Raw genomic sequence first — 25,999 nt, 5'->3', positions numbered from 1 at the left:
ATATATCCGGCAGCAATACAAAAATAAAAAATAACAAATTGGCATTTAAAGCTTATGTCTTTTTGTTTTGCACTCGCAACAGTATTAAAGGAGCTGTCACATGGGTAAATTGAGCTCTACCTTGTGGCTTATATTGTTTGTTTTTCCGCAGTTAGCATTGGCAAATAGCCAATATAATATGCGCAAAGGCGTAACCGATATAAGTAATAATGTTTATCAACTACACATGACCATATTTTTAATATGCTGTGTAATAGGCGTGATTGTATTTGCCGTTATGTTTTGGGCACTTATTCATCATCGTAAATCTAAAGGAGCAGTTGCTGCTCAATTTCACGAAAGTACCAAAGTAGAAATACTCTGGACAGCAATTCCATTTGTTATTTTAATAGCAATGGCAGTCCCCGCAACTAAAACATTAATAGCGATGGAAGATGCCAGTAAAGCGGATATCACTATTAAAGTAACTGGTTCACAATGGAAATGGCATTACGAATATATGGGGGAAGATGTTGAGTTTTACTCAATACTTGCCACACCGCAAAATGAAATTGCTAACCTAGCCGATAAAAACCCCAACTATTTACTTGAGGTAGATAAGCCTCTGGTATTACCGATCAATAAAAAAGTACGCTTTTTAATGACCTCCGACGATGTTATTCATTCTTGGTGGGTGCCCGATTTTGCTATTAAAAAAGATGCAAACCCGGGGTTTATTAACGAAACGTGGACCAACATAAACGAAGTCGGTATTTATCGCGGTCAGTGTGCTGAGCTATGCGGTAAAGATCATGGCTTTATGCCAGTGGTAGTAGAGGCTAAGTCAGAGGCCGATTTTAAAGTTTGGCTAGCAGATGCTAAACAAGCAAAGCAAAAAGCAGCAGCAGCAGATGCTGCATTACTTGACCAAACACTCCCTAAAGAAGAATTAATGACTTTGGGTGAGCAAGTGTATATGGCCAATTGTGCTGCATGTCATCAGCCCACAGGGTTAGGTTTGCCAGGCGTTTTTCCTGCACTTAAAGGCAGCCCGATAGTGCTTGGCGATATAAAAGACCACATTGATATTGTTATTCACGGAAGCCCCGGCACAGCCATGCAAGCCTTTGCTAAACAGCTCTCTATAAAGCAATTAGCAGCGGTAATTACTTATAAGCGTAATGCATGGGGTAATGATACCGGTGATGTAATTCAACCAAGTGAAATACAGGCAGCACTTGATGCCGATGGGGAGGCGAACTAATGAGTAGCATAGTAGAACAACCTGACATTAATGAAGCTCACCACGCTCATCATCCTGCTAAAGGCTTTAAGCGCTGGTTATATACCACAAATCATAAAGATATAGGTAGCTTGTACTTAATTTTTTCGCTAACTATGTTTTTTATTGGTGGTGCTATGGCTATGGTGATCCGCGCTGAGTTATTTCAGCCAGGATTGCAATTAGTCGATCCTCACTTTTTTAATCAAATGACCACGGTTCATGGGTTGATTATGGTATTTGGTGCCGTTATGCCGGCCTTTACTGGCTTAGCTAACTGGATGGTGCCATTAATGATTGGCGCGCCTGATATGGCCTTACCCCGAATGAATAACTGGAGTTTTTGGATTTTACCATTCGCGTTTTTAATTTTATTATCATCGCTATTAATGCCCGGTGGCGGTCCTGCGTTTGGTTGGACTTTTTATGCGCCGCTGTCCACAACCTACAGTAATGACAATACCGCCATGTTTGTATTTGCTGTGCATATTATGGGTATTAGCTCCATTATGGGGGCAATTAATGTAATTGTAACCATAGTTAACTTGCGTGCCCCAGGCATGACTTGGATGAAGGTCCCTATGTTTGTATGGACTTGGCTGATAACGGCATTTTTATTAATTGCGGTTATGCCGGTACTCGCAGGTGCAGTGACCATGGTGCTCACCGATAAATACTTTGCAACCAGCTTTTTTGATGCAGCTGGTGGCGGTGATCCGGTGATGTTTCAGCACATATTTTGGTTTTTTGGCCACCCCGAAGTATACATAATGATTTTGCCGGCTTTTGGCATTATTTCTACTATAGTTCCTACCTTTTCGCGTAAAAAACTTTTTGGTTATTCCTCCATGGTATATGCCACGGCGTCAATTGCGTTGTTGAGTTTTACAGTGTGGGCGCATCATATGTTTACTACCGGTATGCCGGTGGCTGGCGAGCTATTTTTTATGTACGCGACTATGCTGATATCGGTGCCCACTGGAGTAAAAATATTTAATTGGGTAGCCACTATGTGGCGCGGTTCAATTACGTTTGAAGTCCCCATGCTGTTTAGTATTGCTTTTATTGTGTTGTTTACCTTAGGTGGTTTTTCGGGATTGATGCTGGCCATTACACCGGCTGATTTTCAGTACCATGATACCTACTTTGTAGTGGCACATTTTCATTATGTACTGGTAACGGGAGCGGTGTTTTCTATTATGGCAGGCGCGTATTATTGGCTGCCTAAATGGACTGGCAATATGTATAACATAGCGCTGGCTAAATGGCATTTTTGGTTATCGCTGGTAAGCGTAAATGTATTGTTTTTTCCTATGCACTTTGTAGGGCTTGCAGGCATGCCACGCCGTATACCCGACTATGCGCTACAGTTTGCTGACTTTAACGCCATTATTAGTATTGGCGGCTTTGCCTTTGGATTATCGCAGTTGTTGTTTGTAGCTGTAGTGATTAAATGCGCACGCGGCGGCGACAAGGTTCCTGCAAAAGTGTGGGAAGGCGCAGAAGGACTGGAGTGGGAGGTAGATTCACCTGCTCCGTACCATACATTTTCAACACCACCGGAAATTAAATAATGATACACGCACCGCTACTTAAGCGCTTAGTTGTTATTTGCTTAGCCATGTTCGCATTTGCATTTGCGTTAGTGCCTTTGTATGACGTGTTTTGTGATATTACCGGCATTAACGGTAAGCCATCATTAGAGCAAGCAAAGCAAAGCACGCAAGTAATACAAAATCGCGAAATAAGTGTGAGCTTTACCACGCATGCACAAAGCGGTGCACCCTTTGCTGTGAAGTCTAAAGAGTATAGTGTTGCGGTAAAGCCCGGTGCTATGCGTGAGGTAATGTTTAGCGCCAAAAATAATAGTGACCAAGATAAAGTAATGCAGGCAGTGCCTTCGGTATCACCCGGTAGAGCAGCAAAATACTTACATAAAATAGCGTGTTTTTGTTTTGATCAACAGCCATTAAAAGCAGGTGAAGAACTAGAGTTTACGTTGCTTTTTTATGTTGATACCGCACTACCAAGTGACATTGAAGAGTTAACTTTATCTTATACGGTATTTGATATTAGTGAGCGGCTAGCAGCCAATAACAACTAGCCTAACTAGTGACAACCAGGAGCAAATAAAATGAAGCAAGAATATGAGCATTATTATGTACCAGATCAAAGCCCATGGCCGATTGTTGGCGCAGTAGCATTATTTTTTATTGCAGTAGGTGCAGCTCTAACCGTAATGAGTGCCGGTAAAGAAGGTGACAGTGGCATTTATATTTTGTACGCAGGTATAGCAGTACTGCTGTATATGTTGTTTAGCTGGTTTAAAAACGTGATTGATGAGGCCGGGAAAGGCTTATATTCGGCGCAAATGGATCGCTCTTTTCGACAAGGAATGAGTTGGTTTATTTTTTCTGAAGTAATGTTTTTTATGGCATTTTTTGGCGCACTTTTTTACGCCCGTATGCTTTCTGTGCCTTGGCTTGGTGGTGCCGATAACAATGCCATGACTAACGAAGTGCTTTGGCCTACATTTGAAGCTGTGTGGCCATTAATTACCACGCCAGGGGGCGACACTACCCAAGCTATGGGATGGCAAGGTCTACCGCTGATTAACACCTTAATTTTATTGACCTCATCAGTTACTTTGCATTTTGCCCATGTGGCAATAGAAAGTGATAAACGCGGCCAGTTAAAAGTGTTTTTAGGACTGACTATTTTATTGGGTGCAATTTTTTTAGGCCTACAAGTAGAAGAATATATTCATGCGTATAACGATTTAAACTTAACATTAGATGCCGGTATTTATGGCAGCACGTTCTTTTTACTTACGGGTTTTCATGGCATGCATGTGACCTTAGGAACTATTATTTTATTGGTAGTATTTTTACGAATTTTAAAAGGACACTTTACTAAAGATAAGCACTTTGCTTTTCAAGCGGCGGCTTGGTACTGGCATTTTGTTGATGTAGTTTGGTTATGCTTATTTATATTTGTGTATGTGCTGTAGTTATTAAAGGGGCGTTATTGCCGCTAATAAAGCCAAGTTTTAGTGCGGCAATAACAACTATTAATACCACCACAGAAAATAATACGCGACGACCTAAAAAGTGAGACATAGGTCGTCCTTGGGTTTTTCCAGAGACCATAATAAATAAAGCGCGAAACAAGTTAAAAAGTATAAATAATAACAACAATACAATAAAAATTTTAATCATCACTAGGTTGACCCTTTATGCAGTTAATTAGATGGCGTGAACAAAAGTTTAGCTCAATAATCACCATTTGTATGGTAGTGATTGTAGTTTTGGTGTGTGTGCGTTTAGGTTTTTGGCAGTTAGAACGTGCGACACACAAACAACAGCAGTTAGCTTCTATTGCAACGCTGCAAACGCACGGTGTAATGAGCTGGCAGCAAATGCTTAAACTACCTAGTAACTGGAATAAAACAGGATTGTTAGTTGAGTTAACAGGGCATTTTATTAACGGTGAATATTGGCTTTTAGACAACCAAGTTTATAACGGGCAGGTGGGTTATGACTTACTGGCACTGTTAAAGCCAAATAACGAAACACATGCCATTTTGGTTAATTTAGGCTGGATAAAAGCTCCCCTATCGCGCGATACATTACCTAAAGTAACCCTACCTAAACACGCTTTTACGCTTACTGCTCAAATAAAAGAAAATAACCTTACTGCTTTTAGCCTCGAGAGTAAAACCAATAACATTGATTTACCAAAGCGAGTGCAAACAATTGAATTAAATAAGTTGAGCGAAGAAAGCCAGCAATTATTAGTTAATTTTATGGCGTATCGCCAAGGTAGCGGCGATGCAATAGGTATACCTCACTATACCGCGGTTGTTATGAGCCCACAAAAACACCACGCTTATGCGGTGCAATGGTTTTTAATTGCGCTGGCGTGCGTTTTAGTGGCTATTTTTGCAAGTAAAAAAAGGACACATAATGAAAAATAACCCCCTTTTACTGTTTGTCATTTGCTGCGCTATTCCGCTAATTTTAGCGTACAGCGCGCTTAAATTAGATTGGTTACCTACCGCCATTACTAACAATGGTGAGTTTTTACAGCAACAGGTTAAATATGAAAATTGGCCGCAAAACAATCATAAGCAATGGACTATTGCCCTAAATTACTCCAATGGATGTACTACGCCTTGTAGTGAGCAATTAGCCGCACTAAATAATTTATACATAGCGCTAGGCAAAAACCAGAATAAAGTAGATGTCGCCGTGATAGGCGAAGTAAAAGCTGCCAACTCCCCGTGGAAAAGTATAGATGCGCAACCAAACTTACAACCGGCTAGTTTGTATTTAATCGACCATATGGGGCTTGTAGTGCTTGAGTATCCATTTAAAACACAGCCACAGGAAAATAGATTAGTACAAAAAGGACTATTAAAAGATCTAAAAAAATTACTGAGTTATTCTCGTTCGAGCTAAGTAGGAAGATGCCATGTATAAAAATTATAAAAACTGGGTATTAATAACGGGCTTATTGGCTTTGATAGTAGTGGCGTTGGGTGCTTATACTCGCTTAAGTGATGCCGGGTTGGGTTGCCCAGATTGGCCAGGATGTTATGGTTTTTTAACTGTACCCAAACATGAAGCCGATATAGCGCAAGCAGCACAAAGTTATCCCGATATGATGTTTGAAACCGCTAAAGCATGGAAAGAAATGATTCATCGCTACTTTGCCGGTACGCTAGGCTTGCTCATATTAGCCTTATTTGTATATGCTTTTTTAAAACGTCAATCGCCAACAACGCCAGTTAAATTACCATTACTACTGTTATTGTTAGTGATATTTCAGGCTGCATTAGGTATGTGGACGGTTACGATGAATTTACAGCCGTTAATAGTGATGGGCCACTTACTTGGTGGCTTTAGTATTTTAGCGCTGCTCACTTTATTATATTTACGATTAAACGCCAAGCCAATAATGGGGGGAGATGCAGGTGCAAGACGCTACTTTGGTTTAAGCCTAGTGGCGCTTAGCGTACTAATTATACAAATAGCATTAGGAGGTTGGTTGGCTGCAAATTACGCTGCTCCGCATTGTAATGGCTTGCCTTTATGTAGTAATGCCCAGCCATTTTCGCTTAGTAGTGTGTTTCAGCTCCCGCTTGAGCATGGTAACTACGAGTTTGGCGTCCTGTCGCAGCAAGCACGTATGTCGATTCATTTATTACACCGTATTTGGGCATTAGTTACTTGCATAGTATTGGCATTAATTATGTGGCGAATATACAGCCGTGCCTACTCGCAAAAAATAAAAAGCTGCGCCGTTAGCGTGTTAGTTGTCTTATTTTGCCAAATTGCTTTAGGCCTCGCAGTGGTGCATTGGCATATTCCGTTAAGTATGGCACTGGCACATAACTTAATGGCTGCCATACTGTTATTAACTTTAATTAGATTATGCTATTACCTCAAAGCACGAACTTAAAAGCACGAACCTAAAATTACAAATAGAAAGGAGCGTTGTTATGGCACTTACAATAGATAAAAAAGCAATACAACCAATAAATACACTACCGCTAATTACACGTAGTTATAATTTACTACAAGATTATTTAGCCATTAGTAAATTTAAAGTAGTCGCTATGTTGGTACTGACCGCGTGGGTTGGTTTGGCGCTAGCACCCGATGTAGGCAGAGGCATGGGTGTACAGTTTATAAGCTTACTTGGCATAGGATTGCTTTCAGCAGCAGCAGCGGTAATTAACCATGTTGTTGATAGCGAAATAGACAGCAAAATGGCGCGTACTCGTCATCGCCCAGTAGCTAAAGGCCGCCTAAGTAAGGCACATGCACTGAGTTTTGCGGCAATAATAGGTGTGGCAGGTTTTATTATGCTAATGCTATGGGCAAATACCCTTACCGCCATATTAACCTTATTTGCGCTGGTGGGTTATGCCTTTGTATACACCTCTTTTTTAAAGCGCGCTACACCACAAAATATTGTTATTGGTGGCCTTGCTGGCGCTATGCCACCCTTATTGGGTTGGGTGTCTGAAACAGGGCAAATGGCAGCTGCACCTTGGCTACTAGTGATGATTATTTTTACGTGGACCCCTCCGCACTTTTGGGCCTTAGCTATAGCTCGTAAGAGCGATTACGCACGGGCTAAAATTCCTATGTTACCGGTTACGCATGGTATCGATTTTTCTAAAACCTGTGTGGTTGCTTACTCTGTGTTACTGGCAATTGTGTGTATATTTCCTTATTTGATAGGAATGTCGGGGTTAATTTATTTAATCGGCGCATCTGGATTAAATGCAGTCTTTATTTATAAAGCGATTAAATTAAAACTAGCCGCTAACGACGACACTGCTATGGATTTATTTCGCTTTTCAATTATTCATTTAATGGTACTCTTCATCATATTATTTATAGATAAATGGCTACTTTTATGAAGCAATTATGGCTAGGGTTAGTTATTGTTTTAACATTGTTTTTATCGGCGTGCTCAGATGATAATGCACCGCCAGACGTTAATGCATTAGTGTACGAAAATGCTAAACCTTTAGCCGACTTTAGTTTAGATGATCAACATGGCGAATTGGTTACTAAGCAGCAGCTTTTAGGGCAATGGAATTTAGTGTTTTTAGGTTACACCAGCTGCCCCGATATTTGCCCGTTAACACTGGCTAAACTAAATGCAGTGTATAAAAATTTACGTAGTGATTACCCAGTGCAAATTTGGTTTGTATCGGTAGATCCAAAACGAGATACCCCAGCAAAACGAAAAGACTATATTGATTACTTTAACCCCGATTTTTTAGCGGTTTCGGGGGAGCACAAACAGCTTTTCCCTATGGTAAGAGGGTTAGGCTTAATTTACGCTATTAGTGATAGTAGCGAGTCAGAGTATGCAGTTGATCATAGTGCTTCAGTGGCTATGGTTGATGGCAATGGGGCGGTAAGAGCTATATTTAAACCTGAATTTAAACAAGGTAGCGTGCCGTTAATAAATTCCAAAGAGTTAACTCAAGAATTTAAACAAATAGCTGATTATTATAAAAACTAGTTATTTAAACAGTAAATTAAAAAAGGAGCCCTAGGCTCCTTTTTTACTGCTGTAATTTAAGCTATTCAATAACCCAAGGCTGCGAAAACCAAAAATAGCTACCAGCATTGTTAATTGCAGGGGCGGTACAATTAAAGCGCGAACGACCTTTATTGAGCGCTTTAGGTGAGGTGACTTCTACTGTGTTTTTATTTATCCAGGTTAAATTAGCCTGGCCAACACTCGATACATAACAAGCAAACTGACTTTTATGAAAATCCCCCATAGTAAACTCAATAGTGAGTTTGGGTGGGTTTTGCGCCGTTACACTGTCTTCATAAGTGAGCGCGGTTATATTAAATGCGCGAGAATTCAATTTAGTGATCAGCGTATCTAATTTACTATAAAAGCCCGAAGCCGGAAAACGCGGTAAGCGACTAAAGTTAGAATCTTTATTTACAGCGCCAGAATGCTGACCTATACCAATAAAACCAAGCTCGGTTACCAGGGCTTGTAACTTATTGTTAAACTCGCCATACGGATAAGCTAAATATTTATAATCATGGCCAATTTCTGTTTTTATACGCTGCTGTGAATGTAGGATGTCTTGTTTAATGCGGGCTTGCCATTGTGCATCGCTTTCGTTTGCAAGCATATGGTGTAAGTAATCGTGTTGGCCACTATGATTGGCAATAAGTGCGCCTTTTTTTGCTAGCTCTTGGAGTTTATCCCAGCCCATTACATAGCCTTTACCTTCGTCTATTAGCTTAGGATTGACAAAAATTGTGTACGGATAGCCAAACTTTTCTAAAATTGGCGCTGCTTGCTCGTAATTATTGTTGTAACCATCATCGAAAGTAATAGCGACGGTTTTATCTGGTAAAGTGTGTTTTTGCTGCAACGCAGTTATCAGCTCATCTAAAGGAATAACATTAAAGTTATGCTCTTTTAAATAACTTAAGTGCTCAGTAAAAGTGCTCGCGCTAACACTGGTTACCGCCGGAAGGGTTTCACTAACGTGATGATACTGTAAAATAACGGCTGCTTGAGCGCGCAGTGAAATACTAATCAGGATAAATAATACTAAATGAAACAATTTCTTATACATAATAAAGCACACCATAAAAGCTTGTTGTTGTTAGCGGGTCCGATGATATTATCAAATATTACCGTCCCACTGTTAGGAATTGTTGATACTGCAGTAATTGGCCACTTAGGAAGCGCTCATTATTTAGCCGGTATTGCGCTGGGATCTGCGGTTATATCAATATTATTTTGGCTCGCAGGCTTTTTAAGAATGAGCACCACTGGGTTAGTGGCACAAGCTTATGGGCAAAACGATTTAACCCAATTGGCGGCGTTATTAAAACGCAGCTTAGTGCTTTCTTGCTTTGTTGCCGTATTGCTTATCGCCTTATCGCCTTTAATAAAACACGCCATTGCATTTTTATCGGCGGCCAATAGCGACGTGCTTACGCAAGCGTATCAGTATTTTAGTATTCGTATTTTTAGTGCGCCTGCGGCCTTATGTAATTTAGTACTATTAGGTTGGATGCTAGGTATGCATTATGGCCGTGGGCCGTTTTATTTATTATTAGTGACTAATATTACCAATATAGTGCTCGACATATATTTTGTTGTATACCTAGATTGGGCGGTAGCAGGCGCTGCATGGGCGTCACTTATTGCCGATTACACCGCGTTAGTTTTTGCCGTGGTGTTAGTTATTAAATTAGCTAAAAAACGCGGCATAAAACTAAGCGTACCAGGTTGGTTTAGCATTACAAAAATGGCAAACCTACTAAGCTTAAACCGTGATATTTTTATTCGCTCATTTATTTTACAGCTCTGCTTTAGCTTTATGACCTTTTACGGCGCACGAATTGGCGAAACCACGCTAGCAGCAAATGCAGTATTACTTAACTTTTTAATGTTGGTAAGCTTTGCACTCGACGGTATTGCTTATGCCAGTGAGGCAAAAGTAGGGCATGCTAAAGGTCAACAAAGTGTAAAAAATATTGAGCTTTGGGTAAAAATAAGTGTGTTTTGGGGCGCGCTATTTGCTTTAGCATACAGTTTGTTTTTTGCTATATTTGGTCGCTATATTATTACGCTATTAACTAATGTGCCGGAAGTGATTACCACGGCTACGCTGTACTTGCCTTGGATTATAGCCTTGCCATTATTGGCAATGAGTTGCTTTTTATTTGATGGTGTATTTGTTGGACTTACCCGGGCAAAGGCAATGCGAAATAGTATGTTGCTCTCAGCAAGTGTTGGTTTTTTTGGTGTATTTGCAGTGTTTCATCAGTGGGAGAATAATGGTTTATGGTTAGCAATGAGCTGTTTTATGCTAATGCGAGGAGTAACATTAATAGTGAAATACCAAAAGTTAAAGGCAAATAATCAGTTATTAGATTAAGGTAATTTGGTGGCTTATTTCCATAGGTCGGGGTCGTGGTTTTTAGGCTCAATATTTTTAAGTACTTGTGAAAAGCGATTAGCAAAAATACCGCTGTAGCCCCAAGCAGCAAAAAACAAAGCTGGCACTAAAATAACAACGCCAATAATTTGCAAGCTGTAGTGACTGTAATAGCCTAAAAAAATAAATATCACGGCTAGCACAAACAGTGCTACGCCGCGAAAAAAACGCTTTAAGCTAAGCTTAGGGTTGCTCCCTAAGCTATATATAAGCGACTTTAGCATTAAAAATGCTTATTAATAGTAAGAATGATCGCCCGCTTGGTGCTCAGTAATATCGGCAACACCAGTGATCTCTTCAAACTTTTCGATCATCTCTTTTTCAATGCCTTCTTTTAACGTGACATCGATCATAGAACAACCATTACAACCACCGCCAAACTGTAATACAGCAATACCTGCAGCGGTAATTTCCACTAAGCTTACTTGGCCACCGTGGTTAGCAAGTTGTGGATTTACTTCGGTTTCTAGCATGTGTTGTACGCGTTCGTTTAACGATGCATCACCGCTAATTTTACGCGCTTTAGCATTAGGTGCTTTTAGTGTTAACTGAGTACCCATTTTGTCGGTAACAAAATCAATTTCAGCGTCTTCTAAAAAGGGTGCACTTTCTGCATCTACAACGCCGTCAAAACCATTAAAGTTTAGGCGAATATCGCTGTCTTCTACAGCGTCTTCTGGACAATAAGAAACACCACATTCCGCTTGTGATGTACCAGGGTTTACAACAAAAACACGAATGTTGGTTTGTTGTGCTTGATCTGCTAATAGTTTAGCAAAATGCGCTTGTGCTGTTTCGGAAATTGAAATCATAAGACCGTCTATACTTGACTAAATTACTCGGATACTGCATATCATACCCCGCTCATCGTGTTGCGGCTAGTGTTGAGCGTAAAAAGTTGGCATCTATTTTAAGCAATGCTAGCGTGCAAACAACAAACATTTTATGAGTAAATTATATGCGTATAATAATAAAAATAACATTAATGATAATGGTGGCAATACTGAGTTTTTCAACTCAAGCTAAACCATTGTCTTACTACTTTGCAGAGGATGTTGAGTTTGATCCAAGTATACCCACTCCAGAGCAAGTGCTTGGTTATCAAGTAGGTGAGTGGCATGTAAGGCACGATCAGTTGGTGCGTTATATGGAAATACTAGCACAAAAAAGTGATCGAATTAATTTTGAAGTAATAGGGCGCACGCACGAACAGCGACCATTAGTGATGCTGACTATTACCGCCGCCAATAAATTAAAAAATATAGAGCAAATTCGCCAGGCCCATTTAGCGCGTTTAACGCCTAGCAACACGCAATCATCAGAGCAGCCTGGTGTTGTATGGATGGGTTACAGCGTACATGGTAATGAGTCGTCGGGCAGTAATTCTGCATTGCTGGTGGCGTATTACTTAGCCGCAGCGCAAGGTAATGAAATAAATGAGTTATTAAATAATACCGTTATTTTACTCGACCCTTCACTTAATCCCGATGGTTTAGCTCGTTTTGCTAATTGGGCTAATAGTAATCGTGGTATGAACTTATCGTCAGACCCCGTTACCCGAGAACACGTGGAAAGCTGGCCAAGTAGCCGTACTAATCATTACTGGTTTGACTTAAACCGCGACTGGTTATTACTACAACACCCAGAATCGCGTGCGCGTATTGCAAAGTTTCATCAGTGGAAACCAAATATTTTAACCGACTTTCATGAAATGGGGCCAAACAGCAGTTACTTTTTTCAGCCCGGTATTCCATCGCGCAAACACCCGATTACGCCTGATGAAAATGTCAGCTTAACTAAAGCAATTGCAAATTATCATGCTAAAACATTAGACGAAAATAATGCGCTATACTTCACCGAAGAAAGCTTTGATGACTTTTATTACGGTAAAGGCTCAACTTACCCAGACGTAAATGGTGGCGTAGGTATTTTATTTGAACAAGCCAGTTCGCGCGGGCATATTCAAGAAACCGTAAATGGGCCTCTCAGCTTTGCTTTTACTATTAAAAACCAGCTGCTTACTAGTTTATCAACATTTAAAGCCGCGATAGACAACCGCCAAGCCTTACTCGATTACCAAGCTAAGTTTTATAACCAGGCGATAGATTTAGCAGCCGATGAAAGCTTTCAAGGTTATGTAGTTGCAGGTGCAGCCGATAACACCCGAGTTAACGACTTTTTAAGCATACTGCAACAGCACCAAATTAACGCTTACCCTTTAACAAAAGAGCTAAAAGCAGGTGGTGAAACTTATTCTAGCAATAGCTATTTTGTGCCTTTAGCACAGCCACAATACCGTTTAGTTAAAGCTATTTTTAGCGAACAAAAAAACTTTGCCGATAACACTTTTTACGATGTATCTGGCTGGACACTAGCGCATGCATTTAATTTACCCTTTGCTAAAGTAACCAGTAGTTGGGGATTAAAAGTTGCTGATAACGCATGGCAACAAGCCGCTACACCGCGCTTTGCACAACTTAATGAAGGGTATGCATTTGGCTTTTCGTGGGATGATACCTTGGCGCCAAAAATGCTCAATAGTTTACTGCAGCAAGGGGTAAAAGCCCGTGTTGCATTAAATTCATTAACGGCTAAGTCAGTAAACAGCGAAGAAGTAAATTTTGCAGCGGGGAGTATTATTATTCCTGCAGGGTTACAAACAAATAGTGATTGGATAGCACAGCTTAATCAGGCGCAAAATGAGTTTGGCATTGCTATTAAGCCAATAACGTCAGGATTAACCAGTAAAGGTGCCGATTTAGGGTCACGCTCAATGGCGGTGCTTAGCGCTCCCAAAGTGCTGCTGTTAGGCGGTAAAGGGGTAAGCCAATATGAAGCTGGAGAAGTGTGGTACTACCTAGACCGTTTTGTAGGTGTTGCTCCAACCATTGTTGAGCTAGAGCGTTTGGGCTCAATTGAGCTAAGTAATTACAGCCATATTGTGCTGGCTCATGGTAACTACAGTGGTTTATCTGACGCTGATAAAGTGGCCATAAAAGGTTGGGTTAGAAAAGGCGGTGTTATTTGGGGTCACAAAGGCGGTGCTAAATTTTTAGCGGATCAGCAACTATTAAAAGCCAGCTACTTGTCTCGCAAAGAAGTAGCCAGTGCGTTTAAAACCGACGGTTTAAACTATGCTGATAAAGAGCATTTAGCTGGGCGTCAGCGTATTGCAGGCGCTATTTTTAATACCCATGTAGATTTAACTCACCCACTTACCTTTTCATTACCACGTAATACGCTACCTGTATTTAAAAATAGCACTTGGTTGCTGGAGACCTCAGAGGCACCGTTTGTTAATGTGCTTACCTATACTGAGCAGCCATTACTTGCGGGCTTTACCGATGCTGTAAATGTTACTCAAGTTGCCGGCGCAGCAGGCTTAATTGCGCACTCTTACGGGCGTGGAGCAGTAATTGGTATGACCGACGATCCGGTGTTTAGAGGTTATTGGTACGGTACGAGTAGGTTACTTAGTAACGCATTGTTTTTTGGCCACACGTTTCGGGTAAGTGGCGACTAACTATTAAAATTTTAAATAGGCGTTAAGCAAGTGGTAAAAGCCCACACTTGTTTAGCGCCTGCCTGTTTTAAAGCCTGGGTGGCTGCATTAAGTGTAGCGCCTGTGGTCATAATATCATCAACAATTGCCACCGTTTTACCACTCATATCTGCAGTACATATAAATGCGTCTTTTAAATTTTTAACCCGCTTAGCTTTAGTTAGCTTAGATTGTGCGTGCGTTTTTTTATTACGTAACAGCGAATCACTAAGTAAATTAAAAGATGATAAACACGGTTGCCATACTTGTGTTACTTGATTAAAACCGCGCTGAAAAAATCGACTTTTATGCAGTGGTAATATAATAAAGGTATCGGGCAGTGGGTAATCAGGAGTAAAAAAAGTACTCAATTGTTTAGTAATAACTTGTTGTAATGCATTTTTATAATGTATTTGATTATTAAACTTAAGTTGCTTCAGCCATTGCTCAAAAGGGGGCTGGTAAAACGCACAGGAAAATAACTTATCAAATTCGCAGTTAGGAAACATTTCAATAATATCAGGGCGATATAGCAAGTTTTTTTGCTCGCTTAAATCAAATAATGGTAAATCTTCTAAGCAATACTCACACAAGCCCAGCGCGGCTGGGACTGGGCCTTGGCAAAGTACGCAATGCGACTCAAACAGCCAATTTATAAATGCGTGCTTCATCGGATAAATATACTCATTACAATCGCCTAGTTAAACGCTATTATAAACTTCAGTTTGGTTAAGGTTTGGCAAATATGCAAAATGAATTAGTGTTACTACATGGTTGGGGTATGAACAAAGGTGTATGGCAATTAGTGCAGCCAGAGCTAGCATTTATTCATAATAACAACGTACGCAGTATTGATTTACCTGGCTACGGTAGTAGTAAAACATGCCCAAACCCTTATACCTTACACAGCGCTGCAGCACTTTTAAGTGAGCAGTTAAAACCACACTCTATTTTAATGGGTTGGTCTTTAGGTGGGTTATTTGCACTATATATTGCTAAACATTGGCCCGAAAAAGTAGCTAAAGTGATACTTGTTGCTGCTAGCCCCTTTTTTGCAGAGCAAGCGCCGTGGCCGGGTATAAAAGCACAGGTTTTAACGCAATTTAAAGAGCAGCTTGTTAATCATGGTGAAAAAACCATAGAGCGATTTTTAGCTATTCAGGCAATGGGCAGCGAATCGGCTCGTGATGACGTAAAACAACTTAAACAATTGCTAAATCAATATAAAGCCCCTGAAAATGAGGCTTTGACTGCGGGTTTAGATATTTTACAAAATGAAGATTTACGAGCGCTATTTACTCATTGCCCTGTGCCTATAAGCGCTATATTTGGTCGTTTAGATGCACTTGTTCCTTATAGAGCAATTGCCCAAATGGCAGCACTTAATACTGAGTTTGAGTATGAAGTATTAGATAAAGCGTCACATGCTCCTTTTATTTCTCATAAAAATGAATTTATATCTGCCGTTAAATCAATGCTTTAAAATAGAGCGACGAATAGCGCTGGTTAAAGCTTTATTTTGCGCATTAGTTGAGCGATAATTAAACAATATTTATTTTAATGGAGATTTAATATGCCAATAGGATCTGCATTTAATAGTGGCCTAGAAGGGTTTAACCGAGCTAGCCAAGGAATTGAAAGAGCCAGCGCAGAAATTAACCGTGCCAGTATTGAACAACAAGACGATGCGCAACTAGCACAGCAGCGCCAACTTACGGCTGCTCGCTCAGAAGAAGCGGTTACTGCGCCAGTAGCAAAACCTGCCCGTATTGATGAAGCTTTGGTAAACTTAAAAGTTGAAGAGTTTAACGCTAAAGCGAATACGCAATCGATTCAAACTGCCGATGATGTGCTCGGTACATTAATTGATATAAACGTTTAAATATTATGAATATTGTCACGCCATTCCCGTCTATTAATATAAACACCGCAAATGTTTATACCGAAACTGCACGGCGTGATAATCAGTTGCGAGAAGTTATTCCCCCGCCAGCATCAAGTACGGCTAGTAGCACCGAAAATAAAGCCCAAAGTGATGCCGAAAAAGCTAAATTACCGGGTAACAGTGACCCAGCTACTTACGACGCTAAAGGAAAGCTGATAGGTGAAAAGTCTGTTGAGGCACGTGACGAAAGTTCAGGCAATTCAGATAATGCTGAGCAAGAAAACGAGCAAGAAAAAAACCAAGCGACAGAACAAGAAGCAGCAAAAGAAGAGCAGCAGTTAGCGCAACAAGCACTACAAATTAAAGAGCTTAAAGCGCGTGATACCGAAGTACGTGTGCACGAACAAGCGCATGCAGCAGTGGGTGGGCAACATGCGGGCTCGCCTAGTTATGAGTATCAGCGTGGCCCAGATGGCACTAATTACGCTGTGGGTGGCGAAGTGCAAATAGATGTGGGGGCTATAAGTGGTGATCCACAAGCAACCATAGAAAAAATGCAAACAGTACGTGCAGCAGCACTTGCCCCAGCTCAACCATCGGGTGCAGATAGAGCAATTGCTGCCGATGCCACGCAAAAAATAGCCACCGCACAGGCTGAACTTGCAAGCCCAAAAAGTAATGAAGACGAAAAAACAACAAGTAAAGCAGCCGCTTCACTTTCAAGTAATGATAGCAGTGAAGAAAAAACAGCAAAAAGTGCAGAGCAAACTCGCGATACACAAGTTGAAGCACGCGCTGGGCGCATTGCTAATTTTTATCAAATGGCGACATCGCCCGCAAGCAACAGCGGTTTTTCAGCGCAAATATAGTTAACCTGAACTCTGGTTAAGAGATTTACTAACGTATTGAATTATAATTATATTTAACTTTATTTTCTCTAGCCAGAGATTTTCAGTGAAAATAAGGCGAGTTTACGCGTCAATAGCTGGCCTATTGCAAGTAAATTCAACGCAGTTAGCGCTGAAAATAACTGCTTGAGATAGGTTTATTATCCGGAGATCAGGTTAGTTATGTAGCTTAAGCAATACTGAGCTTAAAGCTTTTATCAAAATACCCAAATAAAAAAACCGCTAACGCGGTTTTTTATTTTTAGCTATATAAGTATTACTTTTTCAGTTTAGCGTTAGCAAATGCATCAGCAAACGCATTGCCCATTAGCGCATTACCATTATCACGCTTTGGCTTAGCAGCTCTTGGCTGTGAGTTGTTGTTAGCGCGTGGCTTTTGCGCAGCAGGAGCTGCTGGCTTATTACTGGTATCAATGTCGTCATCTAGGCGCATGGTAAAGCTAATGCGTTTACGTGCGGCATCAACTTCAACTACTTTAACTTTTACAATGTCACCGGCTTTAACAACTTCACGCGGATCAGAGATAAACTTATTAGTAATTGATGAAATATGTACTAAACCATCTTGATGTACACCTACATCAACAAAAGCACCAAAATTAGCAACGTTAGATACAACACCTTCTAAAATCATTCCTGGTTTTAGATCGCTTATTTTTTCTACGCCGGCTTTAAATTCAGCAGTTTTAAACTCAGGGCGAGGATCGCGCCCAGGCTTATCAAGCTCGCTAATAATATCGGTAACGGTAGGTAAACCAAATTTATCGTCAATGTAGTCGTTAGCGGCTAACTTATTTAAAAAGTCGCTGTTACCCATTAAGCTATTTACATCAATGCTATTGTGCTCACAAATACGCTTAACAACAGGGTAAGCCTCAGGGTGAACGGATGAGTTATCTAGCGGATCGCTGCCGTTGTTAATACGTAAAAACCCTGCGGCTTGTTCAAACGCTTTTGGCCCTAAACGCTCTACTTTTTTAAGCTCACTGCGTTTTGCAAACGAACCATTAGCATCGCGGTAGTTAACAATATTTTGCGCTAAGGTTTTGTTTAAACCAGAAACGCGGGTTAGTAATGGCACCGAGGCCATATTTAAATCTACGCCTACAGAGTTTACACAGTCTTCTACTACTGAGATCAGGCTTTGCCCTAATTGGCTTTGCGATACATCGTGCTGGTATTGACCTACACCTATGGCTTTAGGCTCAATTTTAACCAGCTCAGCTAGAGGGTCTTGTAAACGACGGGCAATAGAAACCGCGCCTCTTAGAGAAACGTCTAAATTAGGAAATTCATTAGCAGCAAGTTCTGAGGCAGAATAGACCGATGCACCCGCTTCGCTAACCATAATTTTATTAAGTTTAAGCTCGGCATTAGCTTTCATTAGTTCAGCAATTAACTTATCAGACTCGCGAGACGCGGTGCCATTACCAATCGCAATAAGCTCAACCTTATGTTGACGACAAAGTAGCTCTAAGGTGCGTACAGATTTTTCCCAGTGATTTTGTGGCGCATGTGGGAAAATAGTTTGTGTGGTTAAAAGTTTGCCAGTGCTATCTACAATCGCAATTTTACAACCGGTACGTAGACCAGGATCGAGCCCTAGAGTAGTACGCGGGCCAGCTGGTGCGGCCATGAGTAGGTCTTTTAAGTTTTTAGCAAATACATCAATTGCACCGGTTTCGGCTTTTTCGCGCATAGCCGCTAAAAATTCATTTTCTAAGTGTAAGCCTAGTTTAATTTTCCACGCCCACTGCACCACAGTTAATAGCCAGCTGCTAGCTGCTTGGTTTTTAATATCTAAGCGATAATGATCAGCTATCATTTGAGCACAAAGTTGCGCTGAATTTTCTGAGCTTGGTTCAGGATTAATATTAAGCTGTAAAATGCCTTCATTACGGGCTCTAAGCATAGCAAGCGCACGGTGCGAAGGTACTTTTTTAAGAGCCTCTTGATGCTCAAAGTAGTCACGATATTTAGCGCCAGCTTGTTCTTGGCCTTTAATTAAGCTGCTTTCAATAACCCCATTTTGACTAATGTAGCTTCTGAACTTCGCGAGTAACTTGGCGTCTTCGGCAAAACGCTCCATTAAAATAAACTTAGCACCTTCAAGGGCTGATTTTGTATCAGCTATGCCTTTATCGGCACTTACAAACTGCTCAGCTTGCTGCTCTGGATCTAGGTTGGCATCATTAAATAGTGCATTGGCAAGCGGCTCTAATCCCGCCTCTATTGCTATTTGCCCTTTGGTACGACGCTTTGCTTTATAAGGCAGGTATAAATCTTCAAGCTCAGTTTTACTTTGTGCAGCATTAATATCGGCGCTTAGCGCTGCAGTTAGTTTTTTTTGTGACTCTATAGTTGATAAAATAAAGCTACGGCGCTCTTCAAGCTCTCGTAAATACGACAACCTTTGCTCTAACAACCGCAGTTGCGTGTCGTCTAGTCCGCCGGTTACTTCTTTTCTGTAACGGGCAATAAAAGGAACCGTTGCGCCTTCATCAAGTAACTTTGTTGCTGCAACAACTTGTTGCTGTTGTGCGTTTAACTCACTGGCTAAACGTGCAGAGATATCGCTCATGCAAAAACCTTATAAAACAAAAATAAGACCAGTTAAATTAACTTAACTGGCGGGTCAATTGCTTGAATAATATCACAGGGGAGGGTAATAAAAAGGTCTTAAAGCAAGCTATTTTGCTTGCTTTAAGATGTAACAATCAAAGCGATAACTTTAATTGTTGTAAAGCGCTTTAATGGGGGTGATCTACGCTCTCTAGTACTTCACTAAATGAGTTAGCAATAGGGGTTATGTGCACAGGTATTTGCAGTGTTTTGGCAATTTCGCGAGCTGAAATTAAGCCACATATTTCATTATTAGCAGTAGTCACTAATAAAAACATAGCGCCACGGTGCTCCATTGTTTGTAGTGCATCGCCAATACATGCGTAGCTTAAGCTTTGCATGCTTACACCGAGTAAATTAGTTAACGGGGTCATTAAGTGGTGTAAGTTAACTTCGCTGCGCGGCAAGCCTATACGCTGGGCTATTATCATTGTTTTTGAGCTTTGTAAGTCTGCACTCGAAACAATGCCTATTAGCTTATGCTGCTCGTCGGTGACTAAAATAAAGTTTGAAGGTTGCACACTAAGTTGTTTTAGCGCTTGCTCAATGGTTGTTTCGAATGATGCACGCACTGGTATTTTATTCGTAAAGTTATTAATCATTTTAATAGCAGGAGAGGTTAAATCAATAAGCGGTTGTTCAACAGCAAACGTGTTAGCAATAACGCCATGAGAAATATCTTGAATACGAAGTTCTTTAAAGTTAGACATATTAGTCACCTTATTTAGTTATAAAATTTAATAGTTTGAAAAGTAAGTTATTAAATTAAATAGCTAGGTGGGCCTCGCTGATGCGCGCAGCTAAAAGGTTTGTCTAAAATAGTACTCTGGTAATAAGAGTAGGGTGCTTTAGGGAGTGGTTGCAGTACCCTAAGGCTAATAACATAGGCATGAGAATCAAAGTCTATGTCGGGATTTGTTTGATCAGGAGTGTCACAAGCAATAAAGTGGGGAGTAACTATACTTGAGTCTAGTTGTGTGTTTTTAGGGCTAGCATGCAAAGTCAAACTTACACTCATGAAGAGTGCAAACAATACGGCATTACTTAATATGCGCGATACTATGTTTGACATAAATACGACCTTAATTAACGAGTCTCAAATTAAAATTGTGTAACTTGAGTTAAATCAGTTATAGCTCATTGCATTAAGTTACACAATAAAAAGTTAATATGATCTGAATCAAAGCAGCTTAACTATTTTTTTGATAGCTAATGCTATTTACGTACCACTGTTTTTTGCCTTGAGGGGTGATAACGTCAAACTCGTCATCTACTTGTTTTTTTAACAACGCTCGCGCCATTGGTGAATCAATCGAAATATAGTCTTTACGCTCGTAAATTTCATCGGGACCGACAATTTTAAACTTTTTAGTCTCGCCTTGCTCATTTTCAATTTCAACCCAAGCACCAAAAAACACTTTGCCATCTTGCACAGGCGAATAATCAATAATTTTTAAGTCGGGTATGCGCTTACGTAAATAGCGCACACGGCGGTCTATTTGCCGTAGAAGCCGTTTATTATATTGATAATCTGCATTTTCAGATCTATCTCCTAGGCTGGCCGCCCAGCTTACTATTTTGGTGATTTCAGGGCGTTTTACATTCCATAAATGGGTATGTTCTTGTTGTAATTGTAAGTAGCCTTCGCGGGTAATTAAGTTTGTTTTCACGCCATGTTCTTTTTTAATACTCATACAGAGCAAGGTATTAAAATAACCCAAACTTGTCGAGTGTATTATTAATAAAACACGCGCACAAATGAGTTTGAAATGTTCAGTAACAATCTAAGCGGCTAATAAATTGTTGCTTACAGGTTTTTTCATTTATATTAATGGGTAATAGATTATAAAAATAAGAAACACAATGGGACACGAAACGACAAAAGTATTGGTTGTAGATGATGACATGCGTTTACGCAGCTTACTGGAGCGCTATTTAGTAGAGCAAGGCTTTATTGTAAGAACAGCGGGTAATTCAGAGCAAATGGATCGGCTTATCGAACGTGAAAACTTTCATTTAATGGTGCTCGATTTAATGCTGCCGGGTGAAGATGGTTTGTCTATTTGTCGTCGTTTACGCCAAAAAGAAAACGACATTCCAATTGTTATGCTTACCGCTAAAGGTGATGAGGTTGACCGTATTATTGGCCTTGAATTGGGAGCAGACGACTACATTCCAAAACCATTTAATCCACGAGAGCTGTTAGCGCGAATAAAAGCTATTTTACGACGCCGTGCCAAAGAAGTGCCGGGCGCACCTGCTGCAGAAGAAAACTTGATTGAATTTGGGCGATTTTCGCTTAATTTAGCCACTCGCGAAATGAGCGAAGGCGATAAAACAATTTCCTTAACCAGTGGCGAATTTGCAGTGCTTAAAGCGCTGGTCTTGCATCCACGTGAGCCGCTGAGCCGTGATAAATTGATGAACCTAGCGCGCGGGCGAGATTACAGCGCACTGGAGCGCAGTATTGATGTGCAAGTGTCGCGACTTCGCCGCATGATTGAGTTAGATGCCGCCAGCCCACGTTATATTCAAACCGTTTGGGGCTTAGGATATGTATTTGTTCCCGATGGTGAAAAGTAATTTATATGGGACTATTTCCGCGTAGCGCATTTGGACAAACCGTTTTTTTAGTGGCGGCTTTGCTGTTAATAAATCAAATAGTATCTTACGTAACGGTGAGCTTATACGTAGTAAAACCTACCATTGAACAAGTTAATTTAATGCTGGCTAAGCAAATTAAAACCGTATTTATTGACTGGGAAGATGGTGTTGAAGTAACCAATGAAGTATCGGATAAGTTTTTTGAAATTACCGGTATTGAAGTAATGACTCAGCGTGAAGCAATGCGCAGTGGTTTGGGGCAAAGTCGCGAATATTCGGTATTATCGCGTAGTATGTCTGAGCAGCTAAATGGCTCTGCGCGGGTGCGTATTAGCCAAACCGATCCACTCATATACTGGGTAGAAGCCCCGCAAGCATTAGGTTATTGGGTAAAAGTGCCGCTTAGTGGGTTTAAAGAAAATAATCTCGAGTTTTTAACCTTTTACTTATCAAGTATTGGTTTTTTAAGTGTATTAGGTGGTTGGTTATTTGCTAGGCACTTAAATAGGCCATTAAAAGCATTGCAACAAGCGGCGGTTAAGGTAGGTAAAGGCGATTTTAGTACTAAGTTAGCCGAGCAAGGATCGAGTGAAGTTATTGCTGTAACACGGGCATTTAATCAAATGTCACGGGGTATTGCTGCGCTTGAAAACGATCGTCGGCTGTTAATGGCAGGGGTGTCTCATGATTTACGCACTCCACTAACCCGCATTCGTTTAGCCACCGAAATGATGGCAGATGAAGATGACTATTTGCGTGAAGGCATTATTTACGATATTGAAGACATGAACGGCATTATCGACCAGTTCATTGAATATTTACGCCATCACAAACGTGAAGAGCTAAGCTGTGAGGACATTAACGCGTTAGTGGCAGAGGTAGTGCACACTGAGCTTAAACACCAGCGAGTAATTACCTTTAAAGGTAATCCTAGTATTGGCAATATACCTATTAGTGCAGTGGCAATTAAGCGTGTAATAACCAATATGATTGAAAATGCGCTGCGTTACTCAGAAGGTGATATTGAAGTGCTCTGCTATTTTAATAGCAATAAAAAGTATGTTGTTATTGCGGTAAACGATAGTGGCCCGGGTATACCAGAGGGCGAACTGGAGTCGGTATTTGAGCCGTTTAAGCAAGGCGATACAGCACGTGGTAGCGAGGGCAGCGGTTTAGGGCTGGCTATTATTAAACGCATTATAGATATGCATGACGGTAAAGTTAAATTATCTAACCGGCCTGAGGGCGGGTTAAGTGCACAAATTTACTTACCAATTAAAGTATAATACCAACCCACTTTACTGCAGCGGGTTGGTATTAAGTTGTGCTGGCCAAAATTATAAATACACAGTAAGCGATTAAAGTGCTTTAAAACGAATAGCCGTACCGCCACTGGTGGCCAGCTTAAGCGTTAATTTATCGCTTGCAGTAACAAGGCGTTTTTCGATAGTTAAATCGTACGGATTATTTTTCCATTCGGCATTCTTACCATCTTTATAAATATGTGCCTCAAACTGTTTGCCGTTATCTAAAAAGTCTAAACTAATCTCAATAGTACGCGCTTGCTCGTCAGTCACTGCGCCTAAATACCAGTCGTTGCCGGTATATTTGTCGCGCTTTCGCTCTTTTCGCGCAAATACAATAAAGTCACCTACTGCACCATCAAGGGCAATGCTTTGTTGCCAGTCGGTCGGTACGTCTTGAATAAATTGAAATGCATCGGGTTTAGCTAAATAATTTTTAGGTAGGTCGGCCGCCATTTGAATCGGACTATACAATACAACATACAATGCTAGTTGTTTAGCCAGCGTAGTTTGCGGGCGATTAGTATTAGCGCCTAAACCGTTAAAACTTAAATCGAAAATACCAGGAGTAAAATCCATAGGCCCAGCAAGCATGCGGGTAAATGCCAGCATAGCAATGTGCTCGGGTGGATTAGGAGGAGTACCCCATGCGTTAAACTCTTGTCCGCGTGCGCCTTCTCGAGTGATCCAGTTTGGATAAGTACGGCGCAGTCCGGTATCTTTAATCGGCTCGTGGGTGTTAATACTTATTTTATGTTTAGCAGCTAGCTTAACGTTATGTAAGTACTCGTTAACCATAAATTGGCCGTCGTGCCACTCATGGCGAGCTATACCGTTTTTGTCAATGCGCTTAATGTTTCCGCCATCGGCTACGTAACCGGTTTTAACTTGGCTAACGTTAGATTTTTCATACAATGCAAAGGCATCTGCCATTTGCTTGCGATAGTTACTGACGTTGCCGGATGTTTCGTGATGGCCAATGAGTTGCACGCCTGTTTGCTTAGAATATTTTGTTAGCGCTGCTATATCAAAATCATCGTAGGGCTGAGTAAAGCTAAACACATCACCATTAAAAAACCAGTCGCCATCCCAGCCTGTGTTCCAGCCTTCAACTAATACGCCATCAAAACCATATTTGGCGGCAAAGTCCATGTAGTATTTGGTATTTTTTGTAGTAGCGCCGTGTTTGTCGCCGCTGCCCCAAGTGTGTGTATTTATATGCATACCCCACCAAATACCTATGTATTTACCAGGTTTTACCCACGACACGTCACCGAGTTTATTTGGCTCATTTAGATTTAAAATAATATCTGAGTTAACTAAATCAACGGCTTTTTCGCCAATTTGAATAGTGCGCCATGGGGTATTAAACGCGCCCTGTTTTTTAACGGCAACACCGCTCGACCATGGCGTTAAATCGGCTTGAAAAACCCCAGGACGGCGTTGATTAAGTACCATGGCGGCGTAATCAACAAGGGCGGCTTCATGAATACTAATATGCACACCATCTTGGTTTTTAAAGGTAAATGGCGTATGTACCAATGCGGCATCGTTTAATGGGCTGGTATTATATACATATTCGTAGCGATTCCAGCCGCGGGCAGGGATCCACCAAGCTGTCGCTGTGTGGCTGTTATTAACAGCAAACTCGGTAAGCTCTTTGGTTATTTCAATATTGTTAAGGCCTGCTTGTTTTGGTACTTCGTATCTAAAACCCACGCCACTATCAAACGCTTTAAAGCGCACGCTATAAGTACCACCTTGAGGTTGTGGCTTAGCAAAGGTTACAGTTACCTCGTTATGCTGATCTACAACCGTTTGTCGCTCGCCCCAAGGTTGTTGCCACTGAGTGTTGGTACTTTGTTGTTGAACTTTGGTTATTTTAAAGCTGTTACTAAACGGTGCATGTTGTTTAAATTCAAACCCGAGAGCAGAATTATTAATGACTGTTTTATTTTTAAAACTAATAGAATAACTAGGTGTACTCTGCTCGTCTGAGATGATTATTTTTATATTACCGTCAGGCGATTGTACGGTAGCTGTTTGAGCAACCGTGATACTTGAAAAAGCCATGAGTAGCAGTGCCAATGTGCGCATAATAGTTCCTTGGGTTAGCGACGTGTTTGGCTATCAAGCATAAAGCGAGAGGGTGGTGAATACGACAGGTTGCATACGTATTCAGGGTGATAAAAAGTGAGCAGTGAGGTTGCTTGTACGCTAAGCAATAAAAAAGGGCTCTGTTGAGTAATGCCGATCAGTTAAGTAATAAAAAGCTTGACGATCGGTAAAATGAGATCAGAATCCTATGATCACAGGTCATAGGATTTTTTATGCAACTTGCTCACGAATTAGCTGCTACCCTCGAT

26 protein-coding genes are annotated in these 25,999 nt (G+C 40.8%); 16 read left to right on the top strand and 10 right to left on the bottom strand.

Going from position 1 to position 25,999, the window contains the following annotated elements:
- The first annotated feature begins 100 nt into the window (after positions 1 to 100).
- The 4 genes from coxB to H5079_RS16100 are packed head-to-tail and all read left to right on the top strand — an operon-like array spanning position 101 to position 4,271.
- Positions 101 to 1,243, top strand: a complete 1,143-nt coding sequence (gene coxB, locus H5079_RS16115; protein WP_011329500.1) for a cytochrome c oxidase subunit II — start codon at positions 101 to 103, stop codon at positions 1,241 to 1,243.
- The gene (ctaD, locus tag H5079_RS16110; RefSeq protein ID WP_011329499.1) at positions 1,243 to 2,835 is read left to right on the top strand and encodes a cytochrome c oxidase subunit I; all 1,593 of its coding nucleotides are present in this window, start codon (positions 1,243 to 1,245) and stop codon (positions 2,833 to 2,835) included. Before coxB ends, ctaD begins: the two co-directional genes overlap by 1 nt.
- Complete coding sequence (locus H5079_RS16105) at positions 2,835 to 3,365, top strand: cytochrome c oxidase assembly protein (RefSeq protein ID WP_086997121.1); 531 nt, start codon at positions 2,835 to 2,837, stop codon at positions 3,363 to 3,365. Before ctaD ends, H5079_RS16105 begins: the two co-directional genes overlap by 1 nt.
- Positions 3,366 to 3,395: 30 nt before the next feature.
- The gene (locus H5079_RS16100; protein ID WP_182684483.1) at positions 3,396 to 4,271 is read left to right on the top strand and encodes a cytochrome c oxidase subunit 3; all 876 of its coding nucleotides are present in this window, start codon (positions 3,396 to 3,398) and stop codon (positions 4,269 to 4,271) included.
- Here H5079_RS16100 and H5079_RS16095 read toward each other — a convergent pair.
- The gene (locus H5079_RS16095; protein WP_050754475.1) at positions 4,249 to 4,479 is read right to left on the bottom strand and encodes a DUF2909 family protein; all 231 of its coding nucleotides are present in this window, start codon (positions 4,477 to 4,479) and stop codon (positions 4,249 to 4,251) included. The two genes, H5079_RS16100 and H5079_RS16095, sit on opposite strands and share 23 nt — an antisense overlap.
- 17 nt (positions 4,480 to 4,496) lie before the next feature.
- Between H5079_RS16095 and H5079_RS16090 the strand changes: the two genes are divergently transcribed.
- The 5 genes from H5079_RS16090 to H5079_RS16070 are packed head-to-tail and all read left to right on the top strand — an operon-like array spanning position 4,497 to position 8,308.
- Positions 4,497 to 5,237, top strand: coding sequence for an SURF1 family protein (locus H5079_RS16090; RefSeq protein WP_182684482.1), 741 nt, complete (start codon positions 4,497 to 4,499; stop codon positions 5,235 to 5,237).
- Positions 5,227 to 5,721 carry a transmembrane cytochrome oxidase associated protein gene (locus tag H5079_RS16085; RefSeq protein ID WP_086997112.1) on the top strand — a complete coding sequence of 165 codons (495 nt, stop codon included), beginning with the start codon at positions 5,227 to 5,229 and terminating at the stop codon, positions 5,719 to 5,721. The genes H5079_RS16090 and H5079_RS16085 overlap by 11 nt, the downstream gene beginning before the upstream one ends.
- Before the next feature lie 13 nt (positions 5,722 to 5,734).
- Positions 5,735 to 6,724 carry a heme A synthase gene (locus H5079_RS16080; protein WP_089368859.1) on the top strand — a complete coding sequence of 330 codons (990 nt, stop codon included), beginning with the start codon at positions 5,735 to 5,737 and terminating at the stop codon, positions 6,722 to 6,724.
- A gap of 40 nt (positions 6,725 to 6,764) precedes the next feature.
- Positions 6,765 to 7,694 carry a heme o synthase gene (cyoE, locus tag H5079_RS16075; protein WP_011329493.1) on the top strand — a complete coding sequence of 310 codons (930 nt, stop codon included), beginning with the start codon at positions 6,765 to 6,767 and terminating at the stop codon, positions 7,692 to 7,694.
- A complete protein-coding gene (locus H5079_RS16070; protein ID WP_182684481.1) occupies positions 7,691 to 8,308 on the top strand; it encodes an SCO family protein in 618 nt (205 codons plus the stop codon). Before cyoE ends, H5079_RS16070 begins: the two co-directional genes overlap by 4 nt.
- A gap of 61 nt (positions 8,309 to 8,369) precedes the next feature.
- Here the strand turns inward: H5079_RS16070 and H5079_RS16065 are convergent, their stop codons facing one another.
- On the bottom strand, positions 8,370 to 9,395 hold the full coding sequence (locus H5079_RS16065) for a polysaccharide deacetylase family protein (protein ID WP_011329491.1): 1,026 nt from the start codon (positions 9,393 to 9,395) through the stop codon (positions 8,370 to 8,372).
- A gap of 42 nt (positions 9,396 to 9,437) precedes the next feature.
- Between H5079_RS16065 and H5079_RS16060 the strand changes: the two genes are divergently transcribed.
- The gene (locus H5079_RS16060; protein ID WP_011329490.1) at positions 9,438 to 10,709 is read left to right on the top strand and encodes an MATE family efflux transporter; all 1,272 of its coding nucleotides are present in this window, start codon (positions 9,438 to 9,440) and stop codon (positions 10,707 to 10,709) included.
- A 14-nt stretch (positions 10,710 to 10,723) separates the two neighbouring features.
- Here the strand turns inward: H5079_RS16060 and H5079_RS16055 are convergent, their stop codons facing one another.
- Positions 10,724 to 10,993, bottom strand: coding sequence for a hypothetical protein (locus H5079_RS16055; protein ID WP_011329489.1), 270 nt, complete (start codon positions 10,991 to 10,993; stop codon positions 10,724 to 10,726).
- A 12-nt stretch (positions 10,994 to 11,005) separates the two neighbouring features.
- Positions 11,006 to 11,581 (bottom strand): Fe-S biogenesis protein NfuA, encoded by a 576-nt coding sequence (gene nfuA / locus H5079_RS16050; RefSeq protein WP_011329488.1) that lies wholly within the window; start codon positions 11,579 to 11,581, stop codon positions 11,006 to 11,008.
- A gap of 179 nt (positions 11,582 to 11,760) precedes the next feature.
- Between nfuA and H5079_RS16045 the strand changes: the two genes are divergently transcribed.
- Complete coding sequence (locus tag H5079_RS16045) at positions 11,761 to 14,292, top strand: M14 metallopeptidase family protein (RefSeq protein WP_179807497.1); 2,532 nt, start codon at positions 11,761 to 11,763, stop codon at positions 14,290 to 14,292.
- An 11-nt stretch (positions 14,293 to 14,303) separates the two neighbouring features.
- Here the strand turns inward: H5079_RS16045 and H5079_RS16040 are convergent, their stop codons facing one another.
- Positions 14,304 to 14,981, bottom strand: coding sequence for a ComF family protein (locus H5079_RS16040; RefSeq protein WP_011329486.1), 678 nt, complete (start codon positions 14,979 to 14,981; stop codon positions 14,304 to 14,306).
- A 74-nt stretch (positions 14,982 to 15,055) separates the two neighbouring features.
- Here H5079_RS16040 and bioH point away from each other — a divergent pair, with 74 nt between their 5' ends.
- From bioH to H5079_RS16025, 3 genes are all read left to right on the top strand, one after another.
- The gene (gene bioH, locus H5079_RS16035) at positions 15,056 to 15,793 is read left to right on the top strand and encodes a pimeloyl-ACP methyl ester esterase BioH (RefSeq protein ID WP_011329485.1); all 738 of its coding nucleotides are present in this window, start codon (positions 15,056 to 15,058) and stop codon (positions 15,791 to 15,793) included.
- A 90-nt stretch (positions 15,794 to 15,883) separates the two neighbouring features.
- A complete protein-coding gene (locus H5079_RS16030) occupies positions 15,884 to 16,192 on the top strand; it encodes a hypothetical protein (protein ID WP_011329484.1) in 309 nt (102 codons plus the stop codon).
- Between the two features lie 5 nt (positions 16,193 to 16,197).
- Positions 16,198 to 17,064, top strand: a complete 867-nt coding sequence (locus H5079_RS16025) for a putative metalloprotease CJM1_0395 family protein (RefSeq protein WP_182684480.1) — start codon at positions 16,198 to 16,200, stop codon at positions 17,062 to 17,064.
- Positions 17,065 to 17,359: 295 nt separating this feature from the next.
- Here the strand turns inward: H5079_RS16025 and H5079_RS16020 are convergent, their stop codons facing one another.
- From H5079_RS16020 to greB, 4 genes are all read right to left on the bottom strand, one after another.
- Positions 17,360 to 19,684 carry a Tex family protein gene (locus H5079_RS16020; protein WP_011329482.1) on the bottom strand — a complete coding sequence of 775 codons (2,325 nt, stop codon included), beginning with the start codon at positions 19,682 to 19,684 and terminating at the stop codon, positions 17,360 to 17,362.
- 169 nt (positions 19,685 to 19,853) lie between these two features.
- The gene (locus H5079_RS16015) at positions 19,854 to 20,435 is read right to left on the bottom strand and encodes a CBS domain-containing protein (RefSeq protein ID WP_179807479.1); all 582 of its coding nucleotides are present in this window, start codon (positions 20,433 to 20,435) and stop codon (positions 19,854 to 19,856) included.
- Between the two features lie 50 nt (positions 20,436 to 20,485).
- Complete coding sequence (locus H5079_RS16010; RefSeq protein ID WP_011329480.1) at positions 20,486 to 20,797, bottom strand: hypothetical protein; 312 nt, start codon at positions 20,795 to 20,797, stop codon at positions 20,486 to 20,488.
- Positions 20,798 to 20,915: 118 nt separating this feature from the next.
- The gene (gene greB, locus H5079_RS16005; protein WP_011329479.1) at positions 20,916 to 21,395 is read right to left on the bottom strand and encodes a transcription elongation factor GreB; all 480 of its coding nucleotides are present in this window, start codon (positions 21,393 to 21,395) and stop codon (positions 20,916 to 20,918) included.
- Between the two features lie 193 nt (positions 21,396 to 21,588).
- Here greB and ompR point away from each other — a divergent pair, with 193 nt between their 5' ends.
- Together ompR and envZ are read left to right on the top strand one after the other, a co-directional pair.
- A complete protein-coding gene (ompR, locus tag H5079_RS16000) occupies positions 21,589 to 22,308 on the top strand; it encodes a two-component system response regulator OmpR (RefSeq protein ID WP_011329478.1) in 720 nt (239 codons plus the stop codon).
- Between the two features lie 5 nt (positions 22,309 to 22,313).
- Positions 22,314 to 23,615 carry a two-component system sensor histidine kinase EnvZ gene (gene envZ / locus H5079_RS15995; RefSeq protein WP_011329477.1) on the top strand — a complete coding sequence of 434 codons (1,302 nt, stop codon included), beginning with the start codon at positions 22,314 to 22,316 and terminating at the stop codon, positions 23,613 to 23,615.
- 72 nt (positions 23,616 to 23,687) lie between these two features.
- On the opposite strand, the gene H5079_RS15990 is transcribed toward envZ, so the two are convergent.
- Positions 23,688 to 25,730 carry a glycoside hydrolase family 97 protein gene (locus H5079_RS15990; protein ID WP_011329476.1) on the bottom strand — a complete coding sequence of 681 codons (2,043 nt, stop codon included), beginning with the start codon at positions 25,728 to 25,730 and terminating at the stop codon, positions 23,688 to 23,690.
- Between the last annotated feature and the right edge of the window lie 269 nt (positions 25,731 to 25,999).

It is taken from the genome of Pseudoalteromonas sp. SG44-5, from assembly GCF_014164175.1.
In the GTDB taxonomy this organism is placed as follows: Bacteria; Pseudomonadota; Gammaproteobacteria; order Enterobacterales; family Alteromonadaceae; genus Pseudoalteromonas; species Pseudoalteromonas nigrifaciens.
Note: the sequence above shows the minus strand (reverse complement) of the source record. Positions and strands in the feature narration are given on the sequence as shown.